The sequence below is a fragment of the Methylorubrum sp. B1-46 genome (assembly GCF_021117295.1).
Classification (GTDB): domain Bacteria; phylum Pseudomonadota; class Alphaproteobacteria; order Rhizobiales; family Beijerinckiaceae; genus Methylobacterium.
In genome coordinates, this window is record NZ_CP088247.1 from 700113 (window position 1) to 724190 (window position 24078).

Sequence of the window (24078 nt, forward strand, 5' to 3'; positions counted from 1 at the left end):
CCGTCATTTACCGCAGCGGGACACCTCCCCCCAACGGGAGGCAACCATCTGGAAGGATGGATGACATGACGGTTCAAATGCCCGCCGCGCGCCCGCGCGTGCCTTACTTTTCGTCCGGCCCCACGACCAAGCGTCCCGGTTGGAGCCTCGATGCCCTCGCCGGCGCGGCGCTCGGCCGCTCACACCGCTCGGCCGCCGGCAAGGCCAAGCTCGCCGAGGCCATCGAGCTCACCCGCACGGTTCTGCGCGTGCCCGCCGACTATCGCATCGGCATCGTCCCCGGATCTGACACCGGCGCCGTCGAGATGGCGATGTGGTCGATGCTCGGACCGAAGACCGTCGAGGTCATGGCCTGGGATTCCTTCGGTGCCGAGTGGGTCACCGACGCCCTGAAAGAGCTCAAGATCGATCCGATCGTCCATGTCGGCGAGCACGGCATCCTGCCCAAGCTCGACGCCATCGACACGAAAAAGAACGACCTCGTCTTCACCTGGAACGGCACCACCGCCGGCGTGAAGGTCCCGCACAGCGACTGGATCGCCGACGACCGCGAAGGCATCACCATCTGCGACGCGACCTCGGCCGCCTTCGCGATGCCGCTGCCGTGGGACAAGCTCGATGTCGTCACCTATTCCTGGCAGAAGGTGATGGGCGGCGAGGCCGCGCACGGCATGCTGATCCTCTCGCCGCGCGCGGTGGCGCGCCTGGAGAGCCACACGCCGGCCTGGCCGATCCCGAAGGTGTTCCGCCTGACCAAGGGCGGCCGGCTCATCGAGGGCATCTTCAAGGGCGACACCATCAACACGCCCTCGATGCTCGCGGTCGAGGACTACCTCGACACCCTGAAATGGGCCGAGCGCATCGGCGGGCTCGACGCGCTGCATGCGCGGGCCGACGCCAATGCCCGTGCGGTCCACGCGTGGGTGGCGCGCACGCCCTGGATCGGCCACCTCGCGGTGGATCCGGCGACCTACTCGAACACGGGCGTGTGCCTCGTGATCACCGACCCGGACGTGCTCGCCAAGGGCGACGCCGTGGTCAAGACCGTCGCCGCGGGGATCGTCAGCCGCCTCGAGCGTGAGGGCGTGGCCTTCGACTTCGGCGCCTATCGCGATGCGCCGGCCGGGCTGCGGATCTGGTGCGGGGCGACCGTCGAGACTTCCGACATCGAGGCGCTGACGCCTTGGCTCGACTGGGCCTTCGCCCAGGAGAAGGCGGCACTCGCCGCCGCGGCAGCCTGAAGGTCTGAAGACGTCACGATGGCCGGTCATGAGACCGGCCATTTGCTTATCGACGCGCTCCAGCGATCTCCCGGTCTTGATTCCCGCGCGACGCGACGACCGGCCATGCCTCTCCCGAGAGGAAGCGATCCTGCGCGCGCGCACGACGCGAGGTGCTCCCGTGTCCCAACCCATCACCGCCAAACCCAGGGTCCTCGTCTCCGACGCCCTGTCGGAGGCCGCCGTCCAGATCTTCCGTGATCGCGGTATCGAGGTCGATTTCCAGCCCGGCCTCGGCAAGGACAAGGACGCGCTGGCCGCCGTCATCGGCCAGTATGACGGCCTCGTCATCCGCTCCACCACCAAGGTGACGGGCAAGCTGCTTGGCCAGGCCACGCGGCTGAAGGCGATCGGCCGCGCCGGCATCGGCGTCGACAACGTCGATGTCCCGGCGGCGACCGCCAAAGGCGTGATCGTGATGAACACGCCGTTCGGCAACTCGATCACCACCGCCGAGCACGCCATCGCGCTGATGTTCGCGCTCGCCCGCCAGATCCCCGCCGCCGACGCTTCGACGCAGGCCGGCAAGTGGGAGAAGAACCGGTTCATGGGCGTCGAGCTGACCGGCAAGACGCTCGGCGTCGTCGGCTGCGGCAATGTCGGCGCCGTGGTCGCCGACCGGGCGATCGGGCTCAAGCTGAAGGTCGTCGCCTACGATCCCTTCCTGACGCCAGAGCGCGCCGTCGAGATCGGCGTGGACAAGGTCGAACTCGACGAGTTGCTGGCACGCGCCGACATCATCACGCTCCACGTGCCGCTCACCGACAAGACCCGCAACATCCTCTCGGCGGAGAACCTCGCCCGGACCAAGCGGGGCGTGCGCATCGTCAACTGCGCCCGCGGCGGCCTTGTGGACGAGGCGGCTTTGCGCGCCGCCCTCGATTCCGGCCATGTGGCGGGCGCGGCCCTCGACGTCTTCGTCACAGAGCCGGCGATCGAGAACCCGCTCTTCGGCCACCCGAACGTGATCTGCACGCCGCATCTCGGCGCCTCGACCTCCGAGGCGCAGGAGAACGTGGCGCTGCAGGTCGCCGAGCAGATGGCCGATTACCTGCTGACAGGCGCCATCACCAACGCCGTCAACTTTCCCTCGATTTCGGCCGAGGAGGCGCCCCGCCTCAAGCCGTTCGTTGCGCTGTGCGAGAAACTCGGCTCGTTCCTGGGCCAGCTCACGGAAGCGCCGATCAAGGGCATCCGCATCACCTACGAGGGTGCGGTGGCCGCCATGAACACCCGCGCGCTGACCTCGGCGGCGGTGACCGGGGTGCTGCGCCCGATCCTGCAGGAGGTGAACATGGTCTCGGCCCCGGTGATCGCGCGGGATCGCGGGATCGTCGTCGACGAGATCAAGCGCGAGGGCGGAGCCAGCGACTACGAGTCGGTGGTGCGCATCGCGGTCGAGGCGGAGGACATGACGCGGGATGCCGCCGGCACCGTCTTCAACGACGGCAAACCGCGGGTCATCGAGATCCGGGGCATCAACATCGACGCGCCCTTCGCGCCACTGATGCTCTACGTGCGCAACCACGACAGGCCCGGTTTCGTCGGCCGGTTCGGGTCGGTGCTCGGCGATGCCGGCGTCAATCTCGGGACCTTCGCGATGGGCCGCGAATCGAAGGGGGGTGCTGCCGTCGCTTTCGTCTCGGTGGATGCCGAGGTGTCCCCCGAGGTGCTGAGAGCGATCGAGGCCATCCCGCAGGTGAAGCGTGTTCGCCCCGTCCGGTTCTGAGGCCGCTCCGACCCCGGCGGAGGCAGCCCCCGCCGCCTCACCCCCGAACGGCACGGCGCCGACGGCGCCGTCCGCCCTCCCCCTTGAGAATGAGGATCGCACGATGAGCTGCAAAGTCACCGTCCGCTGCGCCTGGGACGAGGCTGCCGGCGTCTTCTTCGTCCACGACTCGCCGGTGCCGGGCCTCGCCACCGAGGCGCCGACCATGCCGGCCCTGCTGTGCAAGCTGCCCGGCATGATCCGCGACCTGCTCGGCCTCGACGACGGCGCCTATATCGACATCTACGTCGAGCGAGTGGCCCGCTGAAGGCACTTATCACTGGCCGGAGGGATTGCGTGCTGCGCGTTGCGCCGTCATCCTCCGGCCGACCATGAGGAATTCTCCGATGAACCGGCACGTTGTCGTACGCTGCGCCTGGGACGACGAGGCCGACGTGTGGTTCGTGCAGGACTCCGATGTGCCGGGCCTCGTGACCGAGGCAACCACCTTGGACGCCCTTCGCTGCAAGTTGCCGGGAATGATCCAGGATCTTCTCGAGGTCGAAACCGCAATGGATATCGAGGTCGATCTGATCGCCTACGCCCACGATCGTGTGAGGGTGCAAGCCGCCTGACAGGACCGGTTGCGGCAGCGTTAACGCACCGTCGCGCCAACCTGTGCCAATGTCGGACACCGAGTGCTTCGCAGGGACAGCGACAGGTGACCGACTACACTCCGGCTTTGAAAAAACTGCTGCGCCAGCAGGGCTATGTATTTTTCCAAAGCGGCCGCGGCGATCACGAGGTCTGGCGAAATGACGCTACAGGCAGGAAAGTCATTGTGGACGGTGCGATCAAATCACGCCACACCGCCAACGGCATCCTGAAGCAAGCGGGTCTGCCAAAATCCTTCTGATCCATCGTCGGCCCTTCAAACTCTTTTTTTGGAGCGGTCCAGCGAAATCCGATGCGCGAGCACCCCATGAAGATCGACGGACAGCCCTATCGCACCATCTTCCCCGAGGCCGACGGTCGCGCCGTCACGGTCATCGATCAGACCCGGCTGCCCTTCGCCTTCGAACTCAAGCGCCTGACGAGCCTTGATGACGCGGCTGTGGCGATCCGCACCATGGTGGTGCGCGGCGCGCCGCTGATCGGTGTCACAGCCGCCTACGGACTGGCGCTGGCGATGCGGGAGGATGCGAGCGAGGCGGGGATCGAACGGGCCTCCGCGACGCTCGTTGCCACGCGGCCGACCGCGATCAACCTGCGCTGGGCGCTCGACCGGATGGCCGTCCTGCTGCGCCGGGCGCCGGAGGCCGAACGCGAGGCGCTCGCCTTCGCGGAAGCGGCAAGAATCGCCGATGAGGACGTTGCGAGTTGCCGCGCCATCGGCGAGCACGGCGCCGCGATCCTGTCCGAGATCGCCGCGAAGAAGAGCGGACCGGTCAACGTGCTGACCCATTGCAACGCCGGCTGGCTCGCCACGGTCGATTGGGGGACGGCGCTGGCGCCGATCTACGTGGCGCACGATGCCGGTGTGCCGATCCACGTCTTCGTCGACGAAACTCGGCCGCGCAACCAGGGCGCGGCGTTGACCGCCTTCGAACTCAACGCCCACGGCGTGCCGCACACCGTGATCGCCGACAATGCCGGCGGCCACCTGATGCAGCACGGACAGGTCGATGTCTGCATCGTCGGCTCGGACCGGACCACGGCTTCGGGCGATGTCTGCAACAAGATCGGCACCTACCTGAAGGCGCTGGCAGCTTCCGACAACCGCATCCCGTTCTACGCGGCCCTGCCCTTCTCGACGATCGACTGGACCCTCCAGGACGGCGTGCGCGATATCCCGATCGAGGAGCGCGACGCCCGCGAGGTCACCCATCTCACCGGCCGCACCGATGCTGGCGCCTTCGCCACGGTCGCCGTGGTCTCGCCGGGCAGCCCGGTGGCCAACCCGGCCTTCGACGTGACGCCCGCCCGCCTCGTCACCGGCATCATCACCGAGCGCGGTGTCTGTGAGGCGACCGAAGAGGGTCTGGCCGGGCTCTATCCCGAGCGGCGCAAGGCCGCCTGATCCGGCCCCGCTTGATCGAAGCGGGGATCGGACCAGCAAGCCCGCGCGGCTCTTGAGCGAGGCCCAAATCCGCCATCCCGAGGGGATCAGCCGGATTTGGCATGACACGCGAACGGGGCCTCAATCCTTCAGCGGATCGTGGCCCCAGTTCATCAGCGAAAGGCGCCAGGGCGAGTCCTTCATCTTGGATTTGTCCTCGGGCCCGCCCTGCTTGAGGTGGCGGTGGACGTAGCCGACCACCTTCTCCATGTGGGCGTAGTCGTCGTCGCTGAGATCGGCCTTCTTCTTGTGCAGGATCTCGACGATGCGGCGGCCCTCTTTGTGACCGGTGGCCTCGCCGCCGTCCTTCTTCTGCCCGACCGACCGGCTCTCTTCGGATGCCAGGAATTTCTCCAGAGCCGAGGCGGTCATGTTCACCGCGTCCTTGAAGTCCTTCCAGATCGTCTCGTGATCGTCGGTCTGGGCCATGGCGCCTGTCGTCCTTCCGCTCTCGTCGGGGCGGCAACAGGCGCTCTTCAGGCGCGGTTCCGCTCTCACCCCGCCTGCGCGGTTGGGCCGCGTGCCCGGCCCGCGCTCAGCCGCCGCCAGCGGATCACCAGGGCGACCGAGACGACGAGAAGGCCGGCGCAGAAGCCCGCCCAGATGCCGCACCCGCCCATCCCGGCACCCCAGGCGAGTGCCGCACCGAGCGGCACGCCGATGCCCCAGTAGCCGAACAGAGCGATCAGCATCGGGACCTTGGTGTCCTGCAGGCCGCGCAGGGCACCGAGCGCCACCGACTGCACACCGTCCGAGATCGCGAATAGGGCCGAGAAGATCAGGAAGCCGGCGGCCACGGGAAACACGCCTGCCGCGCCCGGCGCACCGGCATCGAGGAACAGGCCGATGAGCGTGCGGGGCGCGAGAAGCTGCACCAGGGCACAGGCCACCATGAAGCCGAAGCCGAGCCAGAGTGCGACCGCGCCCGCCCGGCGCAGGGCTGCCCGGTCGGCGGCGCCGTAGGCACGGCCGACCCGCACGGTGGCCGCCTGTCCGATGCCGTTGGGCACCATGAAGCAGGTCGCGGCGATCTGGAGCGTGATCGCGTGGGCGGCGAGCGGCACCGTGCCGAAGGTGCCCATCGCCACCGTGGCCGCCTCGAACAGACCGGCCTCGGCGATCCCCGCCACGCCCATCGGCAGTCCGACCCGCACCACGCGGGCGAGGGGCTCGGTATCGAGCCGCCAGAGATCGGCGAACATCCGGTGGCGGTGGAGGATCCGGTCGAGCCGGATCACCAGCACCAGGGCGGCGAGCGCCAGGAACTCGGTGAGCACGGTGCCGAGCGCCACGCCGGCGATGCCGAGATCCGGCGGCCCGAAGACGAGGAAGGCGCCGAGCGCGAGGTTGAGCGGCAGGGCGATCAGGCTCACCGCGAGCGGCGGTCCCGGCCGCTGCAGCGCGGCGAGCGCCCCCTTCAGCACCATGAAGGCGAGTGCCGGGAACATCCACCATTGCAGCACCCGCATGTAGGTGCCGGCATCGCGCGCGACCGCGGGCTCCTGGCGCAGCAGCAGAAGAAGATCCTCCGTGAACCAGAGCACCGGCATCAGCACCAGCGTGACGAGGAAACCGACCCACAGCCCCGCCCGAACCGTGCGCCGCACCGCGCCGGACGCCGCCGCACCCGAATCTCGGCCGACCGCTTCCGCGACCAGCGGCGCCACGGACGAGGTGAGGCCGATGCCGCCGATAAACAGCAAGAGGTAGAGGCTGGTGGCGAGCGCGCCCGCGGCGATGGGCTCGGCGCCGAGCCGGCCGAGCAGCACCGCGTTCGAGGCCACCAGCCCATGCTGGGCGAGGTTGATGAGGACGAGCGGCGCCGACAGCTTCAGCGTCGCGCGCAGCTCATCCCACCAGGGCGAGGTCGGCGGCCGATCGAGGCCGGTCGCCGCGAGGCTCGGTGCAGACGTCACAGGACCATCGCAGCTGCTCAGGAGGCCGGAGCCGGCGCCCGGTCCCCCAGGAAGCCGCCGGACTGGCGCCGCCATAGGTCGGCGTAGAGGCCGCCCCGGCGGATCAACTCGTCATGGGTGCCCTCCTCCACGATCCGGCCGTGATCGAGCACGATCAGACGGTCGAGGGCGGCGATGGTCGAGAGCCGGTGGGCGATGGCAAGCACGGTCTTGTCGCCCATCAGCGTATCGAGCGCCTCTTGGATCGCCGCCTCGACCTGGCTGTCGAGGGCACTCGTCGCCTCGTCGAGGATCAGGATCGGCGCGTCCTTGAGGATGACGCGGGCGATGGCGATGCGCTGGCGCTGGCCGCCCGAGAGCTTCACCCCGCGCTCGCCGACATGGGCGTCGTAGGCGCGCCGACCCTTGTGATCGACGAGGTCGAGGATGAAGTCGTGGGCATGCGCCAGCCGCGCCGCCTGCTCGATCTCCGCGTCGGTGGCATCGGGCCGACCGTAGGCGATGTTGTCGCGGATCGAGCGGTGCAGCAGCGAGGTGTCCTGGCTGACCATGGCGATGGCCTCGCGCAGCGAATCCTGCGTCACCCCGGCGATGTCCTGCCCGTCGATGAGGATGCGCCCGCCCTCGACGTCGTGCAGGCGCAGGAGCAGCGCGGTGATGGTGCTCTTGCCGGCACCGCTGACACCGACGAGGCCGACCTTTTCGCCGGGGCGGATATGGAAGGATAGATCCTCAATGATGCTGGCGTCGCCCCGCCCGTAGTGGAAATCCACGTTCTCGAAACGGATGTCGCCGCCGGTGACGTGGAGCGTCGTGGCCCCCGCCGCGTCGGTCAGGCCGTGCGGCCGGGCGATGGTCTGCATGCTCTCTTGGATCACGCCGACATTCTCGAACACGCCGCGCACGGTCTGCATCACCCAGCCCGACATCGCCATCAGCCGCAGGATCAGCGCGAGGCCAGCGGACGCCTCGCCGGTCGTCATGGCGCCGCGCTGCCACAGGGCGAAGCAGACGGCGGCGGTGGTGAACAGGAGCAGGCTGTTGAGAGCCGCGAGCAGGCTTGTCGTCAGCGTGGTGAGCCGGAACTGGTGCAGATATGCCTTCGTATGGGTCTCGACCGCATCGCGCACGGCGGCGCGCTCCTCGCGGTCGCGGGCGAACAGCTTCACGGTCATGATGTTGGTGTAGCTGTCGACCACCCGGCCGATCAGGGTCGAGCGGGTCTCGGCGGTCAGGTGCGAGCGCTTGCGGGCGCGCGGTACGAACCACGCCGTCAGGGCGGCATAGGCCGCGACCCAGGCCACGACGGGGAGCGCCAGCCAAACCGAGATCGAGGAGAACAGCCCGATGGCCGTGACCGCGTAGATCGCCACGTAGAGCAGAGTGTCGATGAATACGACGGCGAGTTCGCGCACCGCCGGCCCGACCTGCACCGTGCGGTTGGCGAGCCGCCCGGCGAAATCCGCCTGAAAGTACGAGAGCGAGTGGCCGAGCGTGTAGAGGTGGGTGCGCCAGCGGATCTGGTTGGTCGATTGCGGCACGATGAGCTGGTTCGAGGCCAGCTCATGCAGGAAGGCCGCCAGCGGGCGCACCACGAGCAGCAGCAACGCGGCGAGCGTCAGCGGCACGGCGTTGTCCGAGAGCACGGTCGTGCGGTCGGCCGCGTTCATCAGGTCGATGAACCAGCGCAGCAGGAGGTAGAGCGAGGCCTCGATGCCGCCGGCCACCACCGCGATGACGAACAGCACCACGAGCGCGGAGCGGATCGGTCGCAGGTAGAAGCCGGCGAAGCCCAGCACGGTCTTCGGCGGCATGCGCCGGTCGTCGAAGGGCGCGAACGGATCGATGCGGCGCTCGAGCCAATCGAGGAACATGATGCGGAGGAACCGAGTGAGAAATGAGAGGCTCAGGTAAGCCTCCTTGACGCCGGGCCAACCCCGCGCTCATCAACCCTGCCCCGATGCCGCAGGCAGGACCCTGCCCCGCCGCCCCGCTTTCGCCGATGCTTCACCTCGCCCTCTACCAGCCGGACATCCCGCAGAACACCGGCACCATGCTGCGCATGGCGGCCTGCCTCGGCGTCGCCGTCGAGATCATCGAGCCCGCCGGCTTCGACGTGTCCAACCGGAACCTGCGCCGCGCGGGGATGGACTATCTCGACCACGTGGCGATCACTCGCCATCGCTCCTGGGAGGCGTTCGAGGCATGGCGCGAGGCGGCCGGCCGCCGCCTCGTGCTTGCCACCACCGCCGGCTCGGTGTCCTACACGCAGCACGCTTTCCGCGACGGCGACTGCGTGCTGATGGGGCGTGAATCGGCCGGCGTGCCGGAGGCGGTGCATGCGGCGGCCGAAGCCCGGGTGGTGGTGCCGATTCGGCCGGGCCTGCGCTCGCTCAACGTCGCGGTCTGCGCCGCGATGATCCTGGGTGAGGCAATCCGGCAGGCGGGGTAAGGTCGATCGCCACTGTGCGAGGCTCGACGGATCAGCCTTCGCGCGCCCTCATGCCGTGACCGGCCGTCGGCTCAGTTCGAATGCACGACCCGCTCGAGCTGCTGCGCCCGGGGCCGCTTCTGACGATGCGCGACGTCGGAAGACGGCACGGACAGCGCCGCTTGATTCAGGGTGACCTTGACATCGATTGTGAACAGGACGGCATCGGTCGTATCGCTCGCCGTGAGCTGCCACGTATCACCGAAGCCGACGGACGAGGCTGCCTCTTTCAAGAGTTCTCCGGCATAGCGGATGGCGGCACGACGCGCTGCGTCGAGATCCGGCAAGTCCGTTCCCTCTTCATCCCATAATTCCAGATCGTCGTTGGTGTTGAAGAAGAACCTGGGCATCTCTGGCTCCTGAGAGAGCGTCACCCGAGTGTGGACTCGGAACGTCGACGGCCAGCCGGATCGCCGAACCTACGGACTCGGATGCCGCTTCAGTTGAATTAACTATTCGATAGACATGCTTCATGTCAATCGATTGAGGCTTAGTAAAAGTTCTGTATTCGCGAAAATAATACTGTTTCGCATTTCTGCCATTTCGGAACTTCACTCAGCGTAGCATGTCCCGCCGCGTTTCCCTGGGCGTGCAGCCGAAGCGGCGCCGATAGCGTTGCGCAAAATCGCTCATGTGCGCGAAGCCCCATCGGCGGCTCAGTTCCGCGATGGAAACATCCCGCTGCGCCTCGCTGCAGAGATCGCGGTGAACCTGCTGCAGACGCCGCTCGATGATGAATTCGACCGGTGTCACGCCCAACTCACGCTTGAACGACATCTGCAACATCCGGACACTAACACCCACCTCGGCCGCGACATCTGCCAATCGGAACGGCGTCGCCAGATGAGCTCCGATGTATTCGACCGCGCGGCGAACGTGAGAGGCCGAGAGACTGCCGGTCGAGTGCAGCTCGGCAACTGGCGCCCGCGGCCACACACTCAGCAATTGGTAGGAAACGATCTCTTCCAGCAGCGGAAAGAACAGATCGTCGGCCGTACGCACATCGCGGAGCCGGATCTGCATATGTTCCAGCGACAGCAAGAGCGCCCGCATCCCCAAACCGTCGATCGAGGTGAGCGGCTCCAGCGCGGGAAGCGGGCGATCCACTTTTCCCTCCAGAGCGTGGTAGCTCGCCAGAAGCGATGCGCGCGCGATGGTGCTGCTGATGGCCGAAAAGCCCGGCGAAGACTCGCCGCTTCGCATATCCTCCAGTGCGCTGAACGTTGCGTAGCCCTGGGTGACGATCTGCTCTGCGCGCGCGTTGCGGCGGACCATCTGGCCGCCTGTGACGAAGCGGATGGTGAACAGATCGGCTTCCAGCGTCGGTACGGTGAGGAAGCCCGTGGCGGACTGCGTGAGCCAGAGGCTCATGGTCGGGCTCTGTCCGCCCTCCACCCGTACCTGAGGGGTTGCGCGGGAGACGGGATAGAAGTTCACGGCGAGACCGCCGTCGTCGTTCAGGTGATCGAACTCGCGCACGGATTGCAGTTGATGCGCGAAGAACCGCTGTGGCCGCCAGGGCGATTGCACGTCTCGGGCCGCGGGCACTCGGCTTTTGCTATCAGGCATCGAAACAGATCGCGGATACGGTTGATGGCTTCAGTGCCATCCATGGACATTCAAGATGAGATGCCGCCGATAGACCTCCAGACGAATATGTCGAGAGACTAACAAGTTCGCGGTTGCGGCCCAAGACATCGGTGAGAGATTTCGACCGAGGAACACTGGCTTCGTCGAGACCCTTCATCAACCATTCTTGACGTGATGTCGACAACGGCGCGGCCATCATACAACGATCGCGCGAATCGTAGGGTTCAATTGCAGGGCGGCGGGCGCAAGCCGATGACAAGAGGCTTGTGCGGCTCCACACGTCATCTGCGCGAACGCAGAAGATTGCCACATCCGAGGCGTGCATTCTCCTTGAAAACACCATTTCGGTGTTTTACCATCGAGCCGTGACGCGCTCAGGAATCCTTCCCTCTCGTCTGACGTACCGGCTCCTGCCCGAACCGGCCGAACTCGATGCGGTCCGGTCCCTGCTCGCGGCCTATCGGCGGATGCTCGTCATCCTCGAGGAGATCCGCCGGGAGCACGGCCTGCGGGCCAACGTCGTCGCCCTGATCGAGCACGGCTATCAGCGCGCGCGCGACGAGACCGGACTGCCGGCCCGCCTCGTGACGCTCGGCATCCGCGATTTCGCCCAGCGCCCCGCCGGGTTCGACCCCGAGGGCGTCACGTCGATGCCGCTCGACGACAAGCTGTTCAGCGTGAAGGGCGCTTCCGAGATCGCGCTCACCACGCTCTGCGGACGTCGCACGATGCCCTACCGCGTCGAGGGCTATGACGGCCCCTGGCGCGACCTCTCCAGCGCCCGCCTCACGGTCGCGGGCGACACGCTCACCATCCAGGTGGGCGTCTCCGTCACCGTCCCGAAAGAGGAGACCCGCATGCCCGAGAACATCCTGACCCGCGTCGGACGGATCATCGGCGGCCTGTCGAACGCCGCCATCGACGCGGTCGAGGACCGCAACCCCCTCGCGGTCGCCGAGCAGGCCCTGCGCGAGATCGATGCGGTGATCCACGAGGCCCGGCTCGATCTCGGTAAGATCAAGGCCGAGGAGCACCGCCTCACCGCCCGCCGCGGCCAACTCGCCGGGGAGCTTTCGGCATTGCCCGAAAAGCTGTCTCTCGCGCTGTCGAACGGACGCGAGGATCTGGCACGCGCCGGCATCAGCCGTCAGCTCGATCTGGAGAGCCAGATCGAGGCGATCGATTCGAGCCTCGCCGAGGTCGCTGAGCGGCACGGGGCGGCCACCAAGGCGATGCAGGCGGCCCAGGCCGCTCGTCGCGACGCCGAGCACCGGATCGCGCTGCTGCGGCAGCCCCCGGCAAAGGCGGCCGACCCGCTCGACGGCTACGGCCGCGAGGAGGCGACGCGCACCCGCCAGCTCGAACAATCGCTGCGGGCGATCGACCGGGTGACCGGCACGGCCTCGGCGGTGGCCGATCCCTCGGTCGAGGAACTCGACCGGCTCCACCGCGACGACGCCATCGAGCGGCGGCTCGCCGCGCTGAAGCAGGGCCGGCCTTCTTGAGCGCGCTCGTTGGCCCCGCCCTGTTCCCCTTTACCCTGGCAGCAGCGGTGATGACCGGCCTCGTCGTGGTGGAGGCCTTGTCTCTCCTCGTCGGACACTCCCTCTCCGGGCTGGTGGACAACGCCCTCGGCCATGAGGCGGGCGGCGGAGACCTCGCCACCTCGGCAGATGCCGACAGCGCGCTCTCGCCGGCCGCGCTGATATCGTGGATCAATCTCGGCCGCGTGCCCTTCCTGATCCTGCTGATCCTGGCGCTGGCCGTCTTCGCTCTGGCGGGCTTTCTCGTGCAGGGGCTCGCGGCCGCCCTCATTGCGCCCCTGCCCGCCCTCCTGGCGGTTCCGGTGGCCGGCGCGGCGACGCTGCCGGCCCTGCGCATCTCGACCCGTGCCATCGCCCGGCTGATCCCGCGGGACGAGACCTACGTCGTCACCGCCGACGATCTGGTCGGTGCGACCGCCGAGGTCACTCTCGGCCCCCTCGACGAGGGCCTGCCGGGCCAGGTCCGCGCGGTGGACCGCCACGGCAACACCCACTTCCTGCGCGCCCGCGCCGCCCCCGGCGCGCCGGCCATGGCCACCGGCGCCCGCGTCCTCCTCGTGGACCGGGCCGAAGCGGTCTTCGTCGCGGTGCCCGCCACACCGGATCTCTGAACGCCCTTCCCCAGCCGAACGCTCAGCCGACCTCCAAACTGAACCCTTGGCCGAAAGGATCGCATTCGATGGACATGGTCAGTTCCGGTATCGTCAACCTGCTGGTCATCGCCGGCATCATCGTCGTGGCTTTGCTCGGCATCGGCTTCGTCTTCAGCCGGCTCTACCGGCGCACGACGCGGGACACGGCCTTCGTCCGCACGGGTCTGGGCGGGCGCAAGGTCGTGGTCGATGGCGGCGCGGTGCTGCTGCCCGTCTTCCATTCCATCGCCATGGTGAACCTCAACACCCTGCGGCTCGAAGTAAAGCGCTCCGGCAACGAGTCGCTCATCACCAAGGACCGGCTGCGGGCCGACATCACGGTCGAGTTCTACGTCCGGGTCGAGCCCAAGGAAGAATCGATCGCGCTCGCCGCCCAGACGCTCGGCGACCGCACCAACGACGCCATGCTCTTGCGCGAGCTGATCGAGGCCAAGTTCGTCGATGCCCTGCGGGCGGTCGCCGCCGGCATGACCCTGCCCGACCTGCAGGAGAAGCGCGCCGCCTTCGTCAAGGGCGTGCAGGAGGCCGTCTCGGGCGATCTGCGCCACAACGGCCTCGAACTCGAATCCGCTTCGCTGACCCGCCTCGACCAGACCTCGATCGAACACTTCAACCCCGACAACTCGTTCGACGCGGAAGGCCTCGCTCGATTGAAGGAAATCACCGAGCAGCGCCGCAAGGAGCGCAACGCCACCGAGCGCGATGCCGAGGTGGCGGTGGCCGAGAAGGACCGCGAGACCGCGCTGAAGCAGCTCGAGATCAAGCGCACCACTCGCGAGGCGGAACTCGCCCAAGAGCGCGACATCGCCAACAAGACCGCCGAGACCCGCGCCGAAACCGCCCAGGCCGAGCAGCGCGCCCAGCAGAGCGAGGAGACCGCACGGATCGAGCGCGAGCAGGCGGTGCGCCTGCGCGAAGCCGAGGCGCGCAAGAACTCGGAGGGCGCGCGGATCGAGGCGGATCTCGCCATCGCCCAGCGCAACGCGGAGGCCGAGCGCGAGCGCCAGCTCGTGCTTCAGGACAACGCCATCAAGATCGCCGAGCGCTCGCAGCGCGAATCCGAGGCGCGCGCCGCCGCCAAGGCCGCCGAGGCTCTGGCGGTCGCCGCGGAGGAGCGCGTCGCCACAGCGAAAGCCAAGGAGATCGCCGAGCGCGAGCGCGAGATCGCGGTCATCGCCGCCAAACGCGAGGCGGAGCGGGAGGCGACCGGCGTCACCGTTACGGCGGAGGCCGAGCGCCGCGCGGCCGAGGACCGGGCCAACGCCATCACGACGCTGGCCGAGGCCGAGGCGACGGCGGCCGCCTCGAAGGCGGAGGCCATCGCCAAACTCGGTCAGGCCGAGGCCGAGCGCGAGCGCGTCATGAACGAGGCCCGCAACGCGCTGTCGGCGGACGCGCGCGCCTACGAGACCGGCTTGAAGCGCCTCGGTATCATCCCGGAGGCGCTGCGCGAGAGCATGCGGGCGGTCGAGAAGATCGACTCGATCCGCATCTTCGACGCGGGCGGGATGATGGGCGCCGGCAACGGCGCGGGCGGGTTGTCGGCGAGCCTCGGCGACAGCCTGTCGGGCCACCTGCTGCGCTACCAGTACAACAGCCCGATCCTCGGCGCGATTTTGAACGAGGCGGGGTTTTCCGAGGGCAAGGGCAGCCTCGACGCGCTGGTCGGCGGATTGCGCGAAGAGGCTCCGAAGCCCCTCGCCGACGGACATGTCAACGGGGGGGCCTGAAGCGTTCGGACGAACGACGTCGAGGGTCCGGAGCAGAGCGCGCAGCTCGTCGGGGATCGACGGCTCCGGCCGTCCGCTGTCTGGGCCTGAATTGACGGATCGGGGCCTGAGTGGGAAAGCCTGAGGCCATGAGCGACGCGACGGCTTCCCCGAACCCCGCCCCCTTGCCCTCCCCGGACGACCTCGCGGCGCTGAAGAGCGAGGCGGGCGCGTGGTTCGCCACCCTGCGCGATCGCATCGTCGCCGCGCTGGAGACGCTGGAGGACGAGGCGACGGGCCCGTTCCACCCGGACGCGCCAGCGGCGGCGGGCCGGTTCGAAAAGACGCCCTGGCAGCGCACGGACCATAGCGGCGTGCCGGGCGGCGGCGGCGTCATGGCGATGCTGAAGGGCCGCGTCTTCGAGAAGGCGGGCGTCCATATCTCCACCGTACACGGCGAGTTCGCGCCGGAATTCCGGGCGCAGATGCCGGGCGCGGCCGAGGATCCGCGCTTCTTCGCCACCGGCATCTCGCTGATCGTGCACCCCTGGAACCCGAACGTTCCGACGGTGCACATGAACACCCGCTTCGTGGTGACGACGAAGGCGTGGTTCGGCGGCGGCGCCGACCTCACCCCCGTGCTCGACCGGCGCCGGACGCAAGAGGATCCCGACACGCAATTCTTCCATGCCTGCCTGCGCGAGACCTGCGAGAGGCACGCGCCGGCCGCCAACTACGAGCGGTACAAGGCGTGGTGCGACGAGTACTTCCACCTCAAGCACCGCAACGAGCCCCGCGGCATCGGCGGCATTTTTTACGACTATCACTGGACCGGCGATCCGCAGGCCGACCTGGCCTATACCCGCGATGTCGGGCAGGCGTTTCTCAAGGCCTACCCGGAGATCGTCCGGCGCAACCTCGCGCAAGCCTGGACCGAGGCCGATCGGGAGGAGCAGCAGGTGCGGCGCGGGCGCTACGTCGAGTTCAACCTGCTCTACGACCGCGGCACCATCTTCGGCCTGAAGACCGGCGGCAACGTCGCCTCGATCCTCTCTTCCCTCCCGCCGACGGTGCGCTGGCCCTGACGTCGCGGCCGGTCCCAAACCCAACCGACTCGTCTATGACGTGACGCCATGGCCGAGTCCGTTCCCACCCAGTTCGCCCCGCAGCAGGACGCGGCGCTCAAAGCCATTGCCCGCTGGCGCAAGGAAGGCGGTAGCCAAGTGTTCCGCCTGTTCGGCTATGCCGGCACCGGCAAGACCACGCTGGCTCGCCGCATCGCCGACGATATCGAGGGTCCGGTCGTCTACGGCGCCTTCACCGGCAAGGCGGCCTCCGTCATGCGCCAGAAGGGCTGCCACGACGCCGCGACGATCCACTCGCTGATCTACCGCACCAAGGAGGGCGACGAGGGCGGCCCGACCTTCACGCTCAACCGCTCGGGACCAGCGGCCAAGGCCGACCTCATCGTCATCGACGAGTGTTCGATGGTCGATTCCGCCCTCGGCCACGACCTTCTCTCCTTCGACAAGCCGGTTCTGGTGCTGGGCGATCCGGCGCAATTGCCGCCGGTGCGCGGCGGCGGCTTCTTCACCGAGGCCGAGCCCGATGTGATGCTCACCGACGTCCACCGTCAGGCCGCCGACGACCCGATCGTGCGCATGGCAATGACGATCCGCGAGGGCGGGCGGCTGGAGGTCGGGGAATACGGCGCGAGCCGGGTGATCCGCCGCCGCGACATCGACCCGACCCAGGTGCTCGACTGCGATCAGGTCCTGGTCGGCCTCAACCGGACGCGACGGCTGTACAACAATCGCCTACGGGAATTGGCCGGTCACACCGATCCGATGCCGTCGGTCGGTGAGAAGCTGGTCTGCCTGCGCAACGACCGCACCAAGGGCCTGCTCAACGGCTCGACCTGGACGGTGCAGGCGCTCCGCGCCCCGCCCCGCCCCGACACGATCCGCCTCGACGTGGTGCCCGAGGACGACCCGGCCGTGCGCCGCCGCGCAGTGGACATCAAGGTGCTGCGGCAGGTGATCGAGGGATCGGAGGAAGAGATCCCGCTGTTCCTGCGCCGCGAGACCGACGAGTTCACCTACGGCTACGCGCTCACCGTGCACAAGGCGCAAGGGTCGCAATGGGACAAGGTGGTGCTGTTCGACGAATCCTACGCCTTTCGCGAGCACCGGGCCCGGTGGCTGTACACGGGCCTGACGCGGGCGGCGCAGGCGATCACCGTGGTGGTGTGAGTCCCGCCAAGAAGCGCTTCGGTGCCGCGTCGGATCTTTCAAAAAAAATCCGACGCGCGACGTGCGAAGATCGGGACCGCCATTCTCCGCATGACCTGCGGAGAATGGCTCGCCCTCACCCCGCCGCTCGCGCCTCCACCGCCGCCAGCAGCGTGCAGAGCGCCACCGCCTCTGCCGCCTTGCGCACCGCATCGAGCTTCGGGAAGGTCGGCGCGATCCGCAGCGTGCGGTCGTGCGGATCCTTTCCGTAGGGGTGCGTCGCGCCGGCCGGGGTCAGCGCGATGCCCGCCTCGCCCGCGAGCCGGACCACCTGCGAGGCGGTGCCGTCGGCGACGTCGAGCGTGATGAAGTAGCCGCCGAGCGGCCGGCTCCAGCGGGCGACCTCCCAGTCGTCGAGGCGGGCGGCAAACGCCTCCTCGACCGCCGCGAATTTCGGGGCGATCAGGGCACGGTGACGCTCCATATGCGCCGCGATTCCGGCGGCGTCGCGCAGGAAGCGGACGTGACGGAGCTGGTTGAGCTTGTCCGGTCCGATGCTGCGGCGCCCGGCCTGGGCGAGGTACCACTTCACGTTCGCGGGCGAAGCGGCGAGCATGGCGAGGCCGGCGCCGGCCAGCGTCACCTTCGAGGTCGAGGCGAACACGATCGGCCGGTCCGGGTGCCCCGCCTCGGCGCAGGCCTCCAGGATATTGACGAGCGCGGGCCGAGCCTCGGTGAGGTGATGCACCGCGTAGGCGTTGTCCCACAGGATGCGGAAATCGGGCGCCGCCGCCTTGAGCGACGCCATCCGCCGCACGGTCTCGTCGGAATAGGTCTCGCCGCTCGGATTCGAATATTGCGGCACGCACCAGATGCCCTTCACCGACGGGTCGGCGGCCTCGCGCTCGACGGCGTCCATGTCCGGCCCCTCCCCCGACATCGGGATCGGGATCATGCGGATGCCGAAGCCCTCGCATAGAGTGAAATGGCGATCGTAGCCCGGCACGGGGCAGAGGATCGTGATCGGCTCCTGCTTCGACCAGGGCCCGTCGCCGCCGGGCACGCCCTTCAGCAGGGCGTAGACGAGCACGTCGTGCATCAGCGCGAGGCTCGAATTGTTGGCGATGACGATCTGCTCGGGCGAGGCACCGAGCACGGGCGCGAACAGGGCGCGGGTCTCGGGCAAGCCCTGGAGGTTGCCGTAGTTGCGCGCGTCGGTGCCGTCCTCGGCGGTGGTGTCGCGGTTGCCGGGCAGCGCCAGCATCTCGGCGGCGAGATCGAGCTGATCCGAGGCGGGCTTGCCGCGGGTCATGTCGAGCTTGAGGCCCTGCGCTTTCAGCGCCTCGTACTCGCCGCGCAGGCGAGAGCGCAGCTCCGTCAGAGCCTCGGATGACAGGGTGGAGAGCGACGGCATCGGATTCCTCTTGGCTCGGATTCCTCGGGGCAGAGCCGAGCCAGGGTTCGAGCCCGAGGCGCCGCTCGGGTCAAGATCGCTCGGACGGAAAGACGTGGGCCGCACCGACGTCAGCGGGTCACACTGTGACACATCTGTCACGAGCGCGGAGGCGAGGTGACCAAACTCCTAACGCCTGCTCCGCCCCGAGCTTGGCCTTAACGCGCCGTTAACCATTCCAACCAAAAAGCTAAGACCGTCAAATGTTGGAGGATACGGCAAGCGAGACGCGTCGAGCACCAGCCGACCCACTCTTCAGGCCGCCATCCGCCAGCATTCGGCAACCCTATTCACAACTCGAACGGCCATAGCGGCGCGCGAAGGGTTTTCGCGCGGGACGCAATGACCTCGCACATCTTCGAGCACTGACGATGAATATCGTTGTCGACGAGCGGCAGAGCGTCACCGACCACTACGTTGCCGGCTTCGGCGCCGAGGGCGTGCGGGCGCAGGGTCTGGCCATCGGTTCGATGAAGGGCTGGCTCGACGCCGCTCCCCGGATCGACGTCGAGGCGATCGACGGCTTCCTGATCGGAGACTGCGCCGATCGCGCCTCCTGCACCGTCGCGATCCGCTCGCTCAGCCGGGCGCCGATCATCGCTCTCAACGAGACCCGCTCCCTGGAGCAGACCCTGGCGCTGTTCACCGCCGGCATCGACGACGTGGTGCGCAAGCCCGTCCATGTCCGCGAGATCATCGCTCGCGCCACCGCGATCCGGCGCCGGACCGGCCGCGGCGTCGAGCCGGCCCCCGCCCCCGACCGGGCCGGGCGCCTCAAGGTCTACACCGACGGGCGCGACCCGGAGATCGACGGCGCCTGCCTGATCCTGCCCCGGCGCGAGCGGCACATCCTCGAATATCTTTCAAAGAACCGCGGCCGGCAGGTGACGAAGGGCCAGATCTTCACGGCCGTCTACGGCGACCTCGACACCAGCGTCGAGGAGAGCGTGGTGGAGGGCCAATCAGCAAGCTGCGCAAGAAGCTGCGGATGCGGCTGGGCTACGACCCGATCGAGGCCAAGCGGATGGCCGGCTACACCTTCGTCGGCTGACGGTCCCGCGCGAAACTCCTGAATCAAGAAAAGGCCGCGCTCGGGGTGAGCGCGGCCTTTTCGCTTGTCCGGTTGGGCCCGCCCGCGAGGGATGGGCCCGCCCTTCGGCTTAGCGGAACAGCGAGAGGACGGTCTGGCTGCCGGAGTTGGCGATCGAGAGCGCCTGGACCGCGAGCTGCTGCTGGGTCTGGAGCGCCTTCAGCTTGGTCGACTCCTCCTCGATGTCGGCATCGACCAGGATGCCGATGGTACGGTCGTTGGCCTTCATCAGCGTGTCGACGAAGGCCTTCTGGCCGTCGATCTGGGTCTTGTTGGCGCCGAGCTTGGTGCCGGCATCCGTCACCTTGGCGATCGCCTTCTCGACCTGGGTGATGACAGCGCTGAGCGTCGAGTCACCGGTGGTGCCGACAAGGTTCGCGATGTTGATCGTGGCGATGGAGAAGCCGGTGCCCTCGACCGTGTCGAGAATGCCCTTTCCGGCCGTGGTGCCCGCCGCCGAGCCCTTGCCGACCCGTGCATCGGTGCCCGCGGTGCCGGTGCCGAAGCCGACATCGACCAGGGTGTTGCCGGTCGAGACCGTGTTGTTCTGGATCGTGACCGAAGCCGTAGCGTTGGCCGCGGTGGTCTTGAAGGTCAGGCGGCCCGCGGTGTCGAGCGAGGCGCTCACCTTGCCGGCGAGCGGCGTGGTGGCGGTGTCGGCGGCGATCTGGTTGTTGATCGCGTCGAGGAACTCCTGCGTCGTCACCTTGGTCAGGTTGGCGGCGGCCGAGGCCATCGTCGTCTTGTTGATCAGGATGTCCGCGGTGAAGCCGCCATCCAGCAGCAGGTTGAAGCTGACCTCGTTGGTGCCGCTGAAGTTGGCGGTGCCGCCGGAGAACACCGTGGTGCCGGTCAGCGAGGTGCTGCCGAAGACTTGAGCCGAGGTGGCCGGAGTGGTGATGCTGGCGGCGTTGTCGTCATAGAGCTTGATCGCGTTCACATCGACGCCGATCATCGAGAAGGTGACGGTGCCCGACGTGTCGCGGGAGAAGCCGGCCACCACGTTCTGGGTCGCCTGATAGCTGGTGTTGGAGGGCGCGGAATTGACGGACAGCCAGTTCTGACCCGATGAGGTCGAGGAGTCGGCCGTAGCCTGCATCTTGTCCTGGATCGCCTTGATCTCGGTCTGAACCTTGGCGCGGTCGACGCCGGGCTGCAGCGCCGTCTGCAGCTTGGCGCGCAGGTTCTGCATGTCAGACAGGATCGAGTTCAGGCCGTTATAGGCGGTGTCGACCGCCGAGGAGCCGAGGCCCAACGAGTCCTTCACGGCCGACAGCGAGGCGTTGTCGGTGCGCACGGTGGTCGCGATCGACCAGTAGGCGGCGTTGTCGGAGGCAGCCGAGACGCGCTGGCCGGTGGAGACGCGGTTGGAGGTGGCGTCGAGCTGCTGGTTGATGCCCTTGAGCGTCGTCAGCGCCGTCATGGCGGAGATGTTTGTGAGCAGGCTGGTCACGGATCTGTCTTCCGGGAATGATGAAGGACGGGGCGGTTCTTGAGGACCGGGCTCGCACCGGTGCGGCCGCACGGCCCCGCCAGGGGGCCGCGGCGTGCCCGTCAGGGCCCGTGGCGCCGCGCATCACACCTCCGGACTCGCACCGGATCAGCGGACCGACATCATGTCTATGAACCCGTCTGAGGGTTCACCCGCTGGCCTGTTCTCGACCGCCTCCGCATGGTTACGGGAGGCGTCTGTCGATGTCGCGAGAATGGCGGGTGCCTGTTACGAACCAATTAAGCCGACCGGGACGGCTCCGTCCCACCCGAGGCCCTCCACAGGGCGGTGGCGGGCCTGTGGACAAGAGGCCGCCGTCGGGCCGGCTACGGCTGGACCGGCTCGCTCTCGAAGGCGACGCCGATGAAGTCGCCGCGCCGCCAGCACAGCCGGGCGGTCACCGTGCGCAGGTCGTGGGCGGCGATCACGAGGGGAAAGGTCTCCGGCAGCGCCTGTTCGGGCGCGATCCGGATCTTGGCACCCCGCGGAGAGAGGTCGCGCACCGTGCAGGCGACCAGACGCTCGGGCCCGAGGACGATACGCCCCTGCTGAACGACGCGGTGCCGCCTGCCCGCCCGCGTGACCGGCTTCGGCAAAACAGCTTCTCGCGCATCGGCCATGCTCGCCTCCGGCGGCTCACTCGGGCTTCGGCTTAACAACGGTTCGAAGCGCTGTCGATCAGACGGAGTGAGACGCTACGCCCCCTTCGCGCGGCGTCGTTAACCGGGCGTCAAGTATAACAGTACACGGATCGTGAACCTTAACGTTTTCGCCCCGGTGAGCGCGACACGAATACCTCTCGTGCGTGGTGCTCCGGGACCGGTCCACCGAGATCCGCATGACGCCCGATCCCATCCGGCGCTCCTCATCCGGCAGCGCGTCACGCCTTCCGTCTCGGCCGCTGGCGGGAAGCGTGGTCGCCCGCCGTGCCCGGGAAGCGGCGGGTGAGCGCACCGTGCTGGCCGGCCTCGTCCTGCTCGCTCTGACTGCAAGCGGATTTGCCGGCTACGCCATCTCGACCGGCACTCACGGCTACGACGTGCAGGCCGTGCTTCCGGCCGGCATGGCGCCGTTCGCCTGGAAGAAGACCGTGGCGCAGGGCCGCCTCGCCGACCCCGATTTCGATCCCGTCACTACCGGCTCGCTGCCCGACCGCCCGGTGGCTCCCGGCCCGCAGGTCCCGGCGGAGCCGCCGGCGCCGCCCCCCGCCCTTTCCGCAGGCACCTACACCTTGCGCGGCGTCGCTGACGGCGTCGCCACCGTGGAGAGTCGCGAGGGACGGCTCACGGTCTCGCTCGGCAGCACCCTGCCAGGCGCGGGCCGCGTCCTGTCGATCCGCCAGACCGGTGCCGGCTGGGTCGTGATCACGACCGAGACGATCATCGGGCCTGCCTCGTGACACGGGTTCGTATCCCGGCCAGGCGGCCGTGCCTCGGCGGGCAAGCCTGGAGCAAGCGTACCGGCCTAGAGGCGGCATCGGATCCTGCCCTCGCTGCCGAACCGATGGCCGCGGTCCTCCCGCGCTCCCGCCTAGGCGCCCGCCCGTGACCGACACCCTCACCAGCTACCGCCTGATCGCCAAGGACCTCACCGCCTCCCTCAAGCGGAAGGCGGCCGAGCCGAGCGTGGCGCGGGAGACCGCCTATTACGAGGCCAATATCGGTCGGGTGAAGACGGTCGACGACCTCCTCGGCGACCAGCGCCTCTACGCCTACGCCATGAAGGCCTACGGCCTCGAGGAGATGACCTACGCCAAGGCGTTCATGCGCAAGGTTCTGGAGGAGGGTGCGGCCAGTTCGGCGAGCTTCGCCAACCGCCTGGCGGACGACCGCTACACCGCCTTCGCCAAGGCGTTCAGCTTCGGCCAGGGCGTGACAGTCAAGGGCACCGATCCCGCAAGCTTCGGCCTGCCGGCCGTCGCCGCCTCGCTCAGCGCGCCGAAGCGCCTGGCCGACGCCTACGACTTCAGCGGCCGGGCCGAGGCGAGCTTCCTCGTCGAATCGCGGATCGACGCCGCGACGACCCAATCGGTCACGGTCCGGCTCAATGCGAAGACACTGGCCGGGCGGGTGGCGGACCTGTCGAAGGTGACGCCCGCCGAGATCGCGGCCGCGGTGGCGGCGCAGATCGAGGCGTCTGCCCTCAAGGGCAAGGTCCAGGCGGGGCTCGCCGCCGATGGCAGCCTGTTCTTCCAGACCACCGCCCTGACCGATCTCGGCGCCGACGGGCGCGCCGGCGGCACGGGCCTCGACGCCGATACGCTGGTGAACGCGGGCGGGACGAACCGCAGCCTGACGATCCGCAACGCGCCGCTCTCCGCCGCGGACAAGCTTGCCGCGGATGTCGGCTTCGGCACGGATCTCGGACCGGACGCGCTGGCCCAGACCGTGACGCAGGCCTATCTGCGCCAGTCGCTGGAGAGCGAGGCGGGCGACGCCGACACCGGCGTGCGCCTCGCCCTCTACTTCGCCCGCAAGGCGCCGACGCTCACCAGCGCCTACGACATCCTCGGCGACGCCGCGCTGAGCCAGGTGGCCAACACGGTGATCGGCCTGCCGGCGACGAGCGGGGCCGCGACCAGCGAGGCGCTGGCCCGGCGCGCCGATCTGATCGCCAAGAAGATCGATGTCGCGAGCCTGAAGGATCCGGCCAAGCTCGACGCCTTCGTGCGGCGCTTCGCGGCGATCTGGGACGCGCAGAACAACACCGCCAGCGCGCCCGTGCTGGCCCTGTTCACCGGCTCGGGCGGCATCGACGCCGAGATGCTGATGAATCGGCAAGCAGCGCGGATCGGAGGCTGAG

The 24078-nt window shown here is 68.4% G+C and carries 22 protein-coding genes and 1 pseudogene; 15 read left to right on the forward strand and 8 right to left on the reverse strand.

Annotation, left to right across the window (positions count from 1 at the left end; all coding sequences use genetic code 11):
* The first annotated feature begins 65 nt into the window (after nt 1-65).
* The 6 genes from LPC10_RS03425 to mtnA all read left to right on the forward strand — a co-directional run bounded on the left by LPC10_RS03425 (nt 66) and on the right by mtnA (nt 5068).
* Nucleotides 66-1241 carry a phosphoserine transaminase gene (locus tag LPC10_RS03425; protein ID WP_231345467.1) on the forward strand — a complete coding sequence of 392 codons (1176 nt, stop codon included), beginning with the start codon at nt 66-68 and terminating at the stop codon, nt 1239-1241.
* A gap of 172 nt (nt 1242-1413) precedes the next feature.
* Nucleotides 1414-3009: a phosphoglycerate dehydrogenase gene (serA, locus tag LPC10_RS03430; protein ID WP_231346950.1), complete on the forward strand. Its 1596-nt coding sequence runs from the start codon at nt 1414-1416 to the stop codon at nt 3007-3009.
* Between the two features lie 103 nt (nt 3010-3112).
* Nucleotides 3113-3316 (forward strand): DUF1902 domain-containing protein, encoded by a 204-nt coding sequence (locus tag LPC10_RS03435; protein ID WP_108938702.1) that lies wholly within the window; start codon nt 3113-3115, stop codon nt 3314-3316.
* 79 nt (nt 3317-3395) lie between these two features.
* Nucleotides 3396-3623 carry a DUF1902 domain-containing protein gene (locus tag LPC10_RS03440; RefSeq protein WP_231345468.1) on the forward strand — a complete coding sequence of 76 codons (228 nt, stop codon included), beginning with the start codon at nt 3396-3398 and terminating at the stop codon, nt 3621-3623.
* 86 nt (nt 3624-3709) lie between these two features.
* Entirely contained in the window at nt 3710-3904 is a 195-nt protein-coding gene (locus LPC10_RS03445; RefSeq protein WP_231345469.1) for a type II toxin-antitoxin system HicA family toxin, read from the forward strand.
* A 66-nt stretch (nt 3905-3970) separates the two neighbouring features.
* Nucleotides 3971-5068: an S-methyl-5-thioribose-1-phosphate isomerase gene (gene mtnA, locus LPC10_RS03450; RefSeq protein WP_231345470.1), complete on the forward strand. Its 1098-nt coding sequence runs from the start codon at nt 3971-3973 to the stop codon at nt 5066-5068.
* A 120-nt stretch (nt 5069-5188) separates the two neighbouring features.
* Here mtnA and LPC10_RS03455 read toward each other — a convergent pair whose 3' ends face one another.
* The 3 genes from LPC10_RS03455 to LPC10_RS03465 all read right to left on the reverse strand — a co-directional run bounded on the left by LPC10_RS03455 (nt 5189) and on the right by LPC10_RS03465 (nt 8897).
* Complete coding sequence (locus tag LPC10_RS03455; protein WP_231345471.1) at nt 5189-5536, reverse strand: DUF3140 domain-containing protein; 348 nt, start codon at nt 5534-5536, stop codon at nt 5189-5191.
* 65 nt (nt 5537-5601) lie between these two features.
* On the reverse strand, nt 5602-7023 hold the full coding sequence (locus LPC10_RS03460; RefSeq protein ID WP_231345472.1) for an MATE family efflux transporter: 1422 nt from the start codon (nt 7021-7023) through the stop codon (nt 5602-5604).
* Between the two features lie 17 nt (nt 7024-7040).
* A complete protein-coding gene (locus LPC10_RS03465) occupies nt 7041-8897 on the reverse strand; it encodes an ABC transporter ATP-binding protein (RefSeq protein WP_231345473.1) in 1857 nt (618 codons plus the stop codon).
* A gap of 128 nt (nt 8898-9025) precedes the next feature.
* On the opposite strand from LPC10_RS03465, the gene LPC10_RS03470 reads away from it, so the two are divergent.
* Entirely contained in the window at nt 9026-9475 is a 450-nt protein-coding gene (locus LPC10_RS03470) for a tRNA (cytidine(34)-2'-O)-methyltransferase (RefSeq protein WP_231345474.1), read from the forward strand.
* A gap of 71 nt (nt 9476-9546) precedes the next feature.
* Here the strand turns inward: LPC10_RS03470 and LPC10_RS03475 are convergent, their stop codons facing one another.
* Both LPC10_RS03475 and LPC10_RS03480 read right to left on the reverse strand, forming a co-directional pair.
* Nucleotides 9547-9864 (reverse strand): hypothetical protein, encoded by a 318-nt coding sequence (locus LPC10_RS03475; protein ID WP_231345475.1) that lies wholly within the window; start codon nt 9862-9864, stop codon nt 9547-9549.
* A 205-nt stretch (nt 9865-10069) separates the two neighbouring features.
* Entirely contained in the window at nt 10070-11083 is a 1014-nt protein-coding gene (locus tag LPC10_RS03480) for a helix-turn-helix transcriptional regulator (RefSeq protein ID WP_231345476.1), read from the reverse strand.
* A 386-nt stretch (nt 11084-11469) separates the two neighbouring features.
* Here LPC10_RS03480 and LPC10_RS03485 point away from each other — a divergent pair, with 386 nt between their 5' ends.
* The 5 genes from LPC10_RS03485 to LPC10_RS03505 all read left to right on the forward strand — a co-directional run bounded on the left by LPC10_RS03485 (nt 11470) and on the right by LPC10_RS03505 (nt 17262).
* Nucleotides 11470-12609 carry a PspA/IM30 family protein gene (locus tag LPC10_RS03485; protein ID WP_231345477.1) on the forward strand — a complete coding sequence of 380 codons (1140 nt, stop codon included), beginning with the start codon at nt 11470-11472 and terminating at the stop codon, nt 12607-12609.
* Nucleotides 12610-12659: 50 nt separating this feature from the next.
* Nucleotides 12660-13259 (forward strand): OB-fold-containig protein, encoded by a 600-nt coding sequence (locus LPC10_RS03490; RefSeq protein WP_231346951.1) that lies wholly within the window; start codon nt 12660-12662, stop codon nt 13257-13259.
* A gap of 68 nt (nt 13260-13327) precedes the next feature.
* Nucleotides 13328-15031 (forward strand): flotillin family protein, encoded by a 1704-nt coding sequence (locus tag LPC10_RS03495; RefSeq protein WP_231345478.1) that lies wholly within the window; start codon nt 13328-13330, stop codon nt 15029-15031.
* A gap of 128 nt (nt 15032-15159) precedes the next feature.
* Nucleotides 15160-16095, forward strand: a complete 936-nt coding sequence (gene hemF, locus LPC10_RS03500; protein WP_231345479.1) for an oxygen-dependent coproporphyrinogen oxidase — start codon at nt 15160-15162, stop codon at nt 16093-16095.
* 48 nt (nt 16096-16143) lie between these two features.
* Entirely contained in the window at nt 16144-17262 is a 1119-nt protein-coding gene (locus LPC10_RS03505) for an ATP-dependent RecD-like DNA helicase (RefSeq protein WP_231345480.1), read from the forward strand.
* Between the two features lie 115 nt (nt 17263-17377).
* Here the strand turns inward: LPC10_RS03505 and LPC10_RS03510 are convergent, their stop codons facing one another.
* Nucleotides 17378-18655: an aminotransferase class I/II-fold pyridoxal phosphate-dependent enzyme gene (locus LPC10_RS03510; protein WP_231345481.1), complete on the reverse strand. Its 1278-nt coding sequence runs from the start codon at nt 18653-18655 to the stop codon at nt 17378-17380.
* Between the two features lie 410 nt (nt 18656-19065).
* Here LPC10_RS03510 and LPC10_RS03515 point away from each other — a divergent pair.
* Nucleotides 19066-19745 (forward strand): annotated as a pseudogene (locus tag LPC10_RS03515) (response regulator transcription factor).
* 109 nt (nt 19746-19854) lie between these two features.
* On the opposite strand, the gene LPC10_RS03520 reads toward LPC10_RS03515, so the two are convergent.
* Together LPC10_RS03520 and LPC10_RS03525 are read right to left on the reverse strand one after the other, a co-directional pair.
* On the reverse strand, nt 19855-21237 hold the full coding sequence (locus LPC10_RS03520) for a flagellin (RefSeq protein WP_231345482.1): 1383 nt from the start codon (nt 21235-21237) through the stop codon (nt 19855-19857).
* A 365-nt stretch (nt 21238-21602) separates the two neighbouring features.
* The gene (locus tag LPC10_RS03525) at nt 21603-21896 is read right to left on the reverse strand and encodes a PilZ domain-containing protein (RefSeq protein WP_231345483.1); all 294 of its coding nucleotides are present in this window, start codon (nt 21894-21896) and stop codon (nt 21603-21605) included.
* 218 nt (nt 21897-22114) lie between these two features.
* Between LPC10_RS03525 and LPC10_RS03530 the strand changes: the two genes are divergently transcribed.
* Together LPC10_RS03530 and LPC10_RS03535 are read left to right on the forward strand one after the other, a co-directional pair.
* Nucleotides 22115-22675 (forward strand): hypothetical protein, encoded by a 561-nt coding sequence (locus tag LPC10_RS03530; RefSeq protein WP_231345484.1) that lies wholly within the window; start codon nt 22115-22117, stop codon nt 22673-22675.
* 145 nt (nt 22676-22820) lie between these two features.
* Nucleotides 22821-24077 carry a DUF1217 domain-containing protein gene (locus LPC10_RS03535; protein ID WP_231345485.1) on the forward strand — a complete coding sequence of 419 codons (1257 nt, stop codon included), beginning with the start codon at nt 22821-22823 and terminating at the stop codon, nt 24075-24077.
* Nucleotide 24078 lies beyond the last annotated feature (1 nt).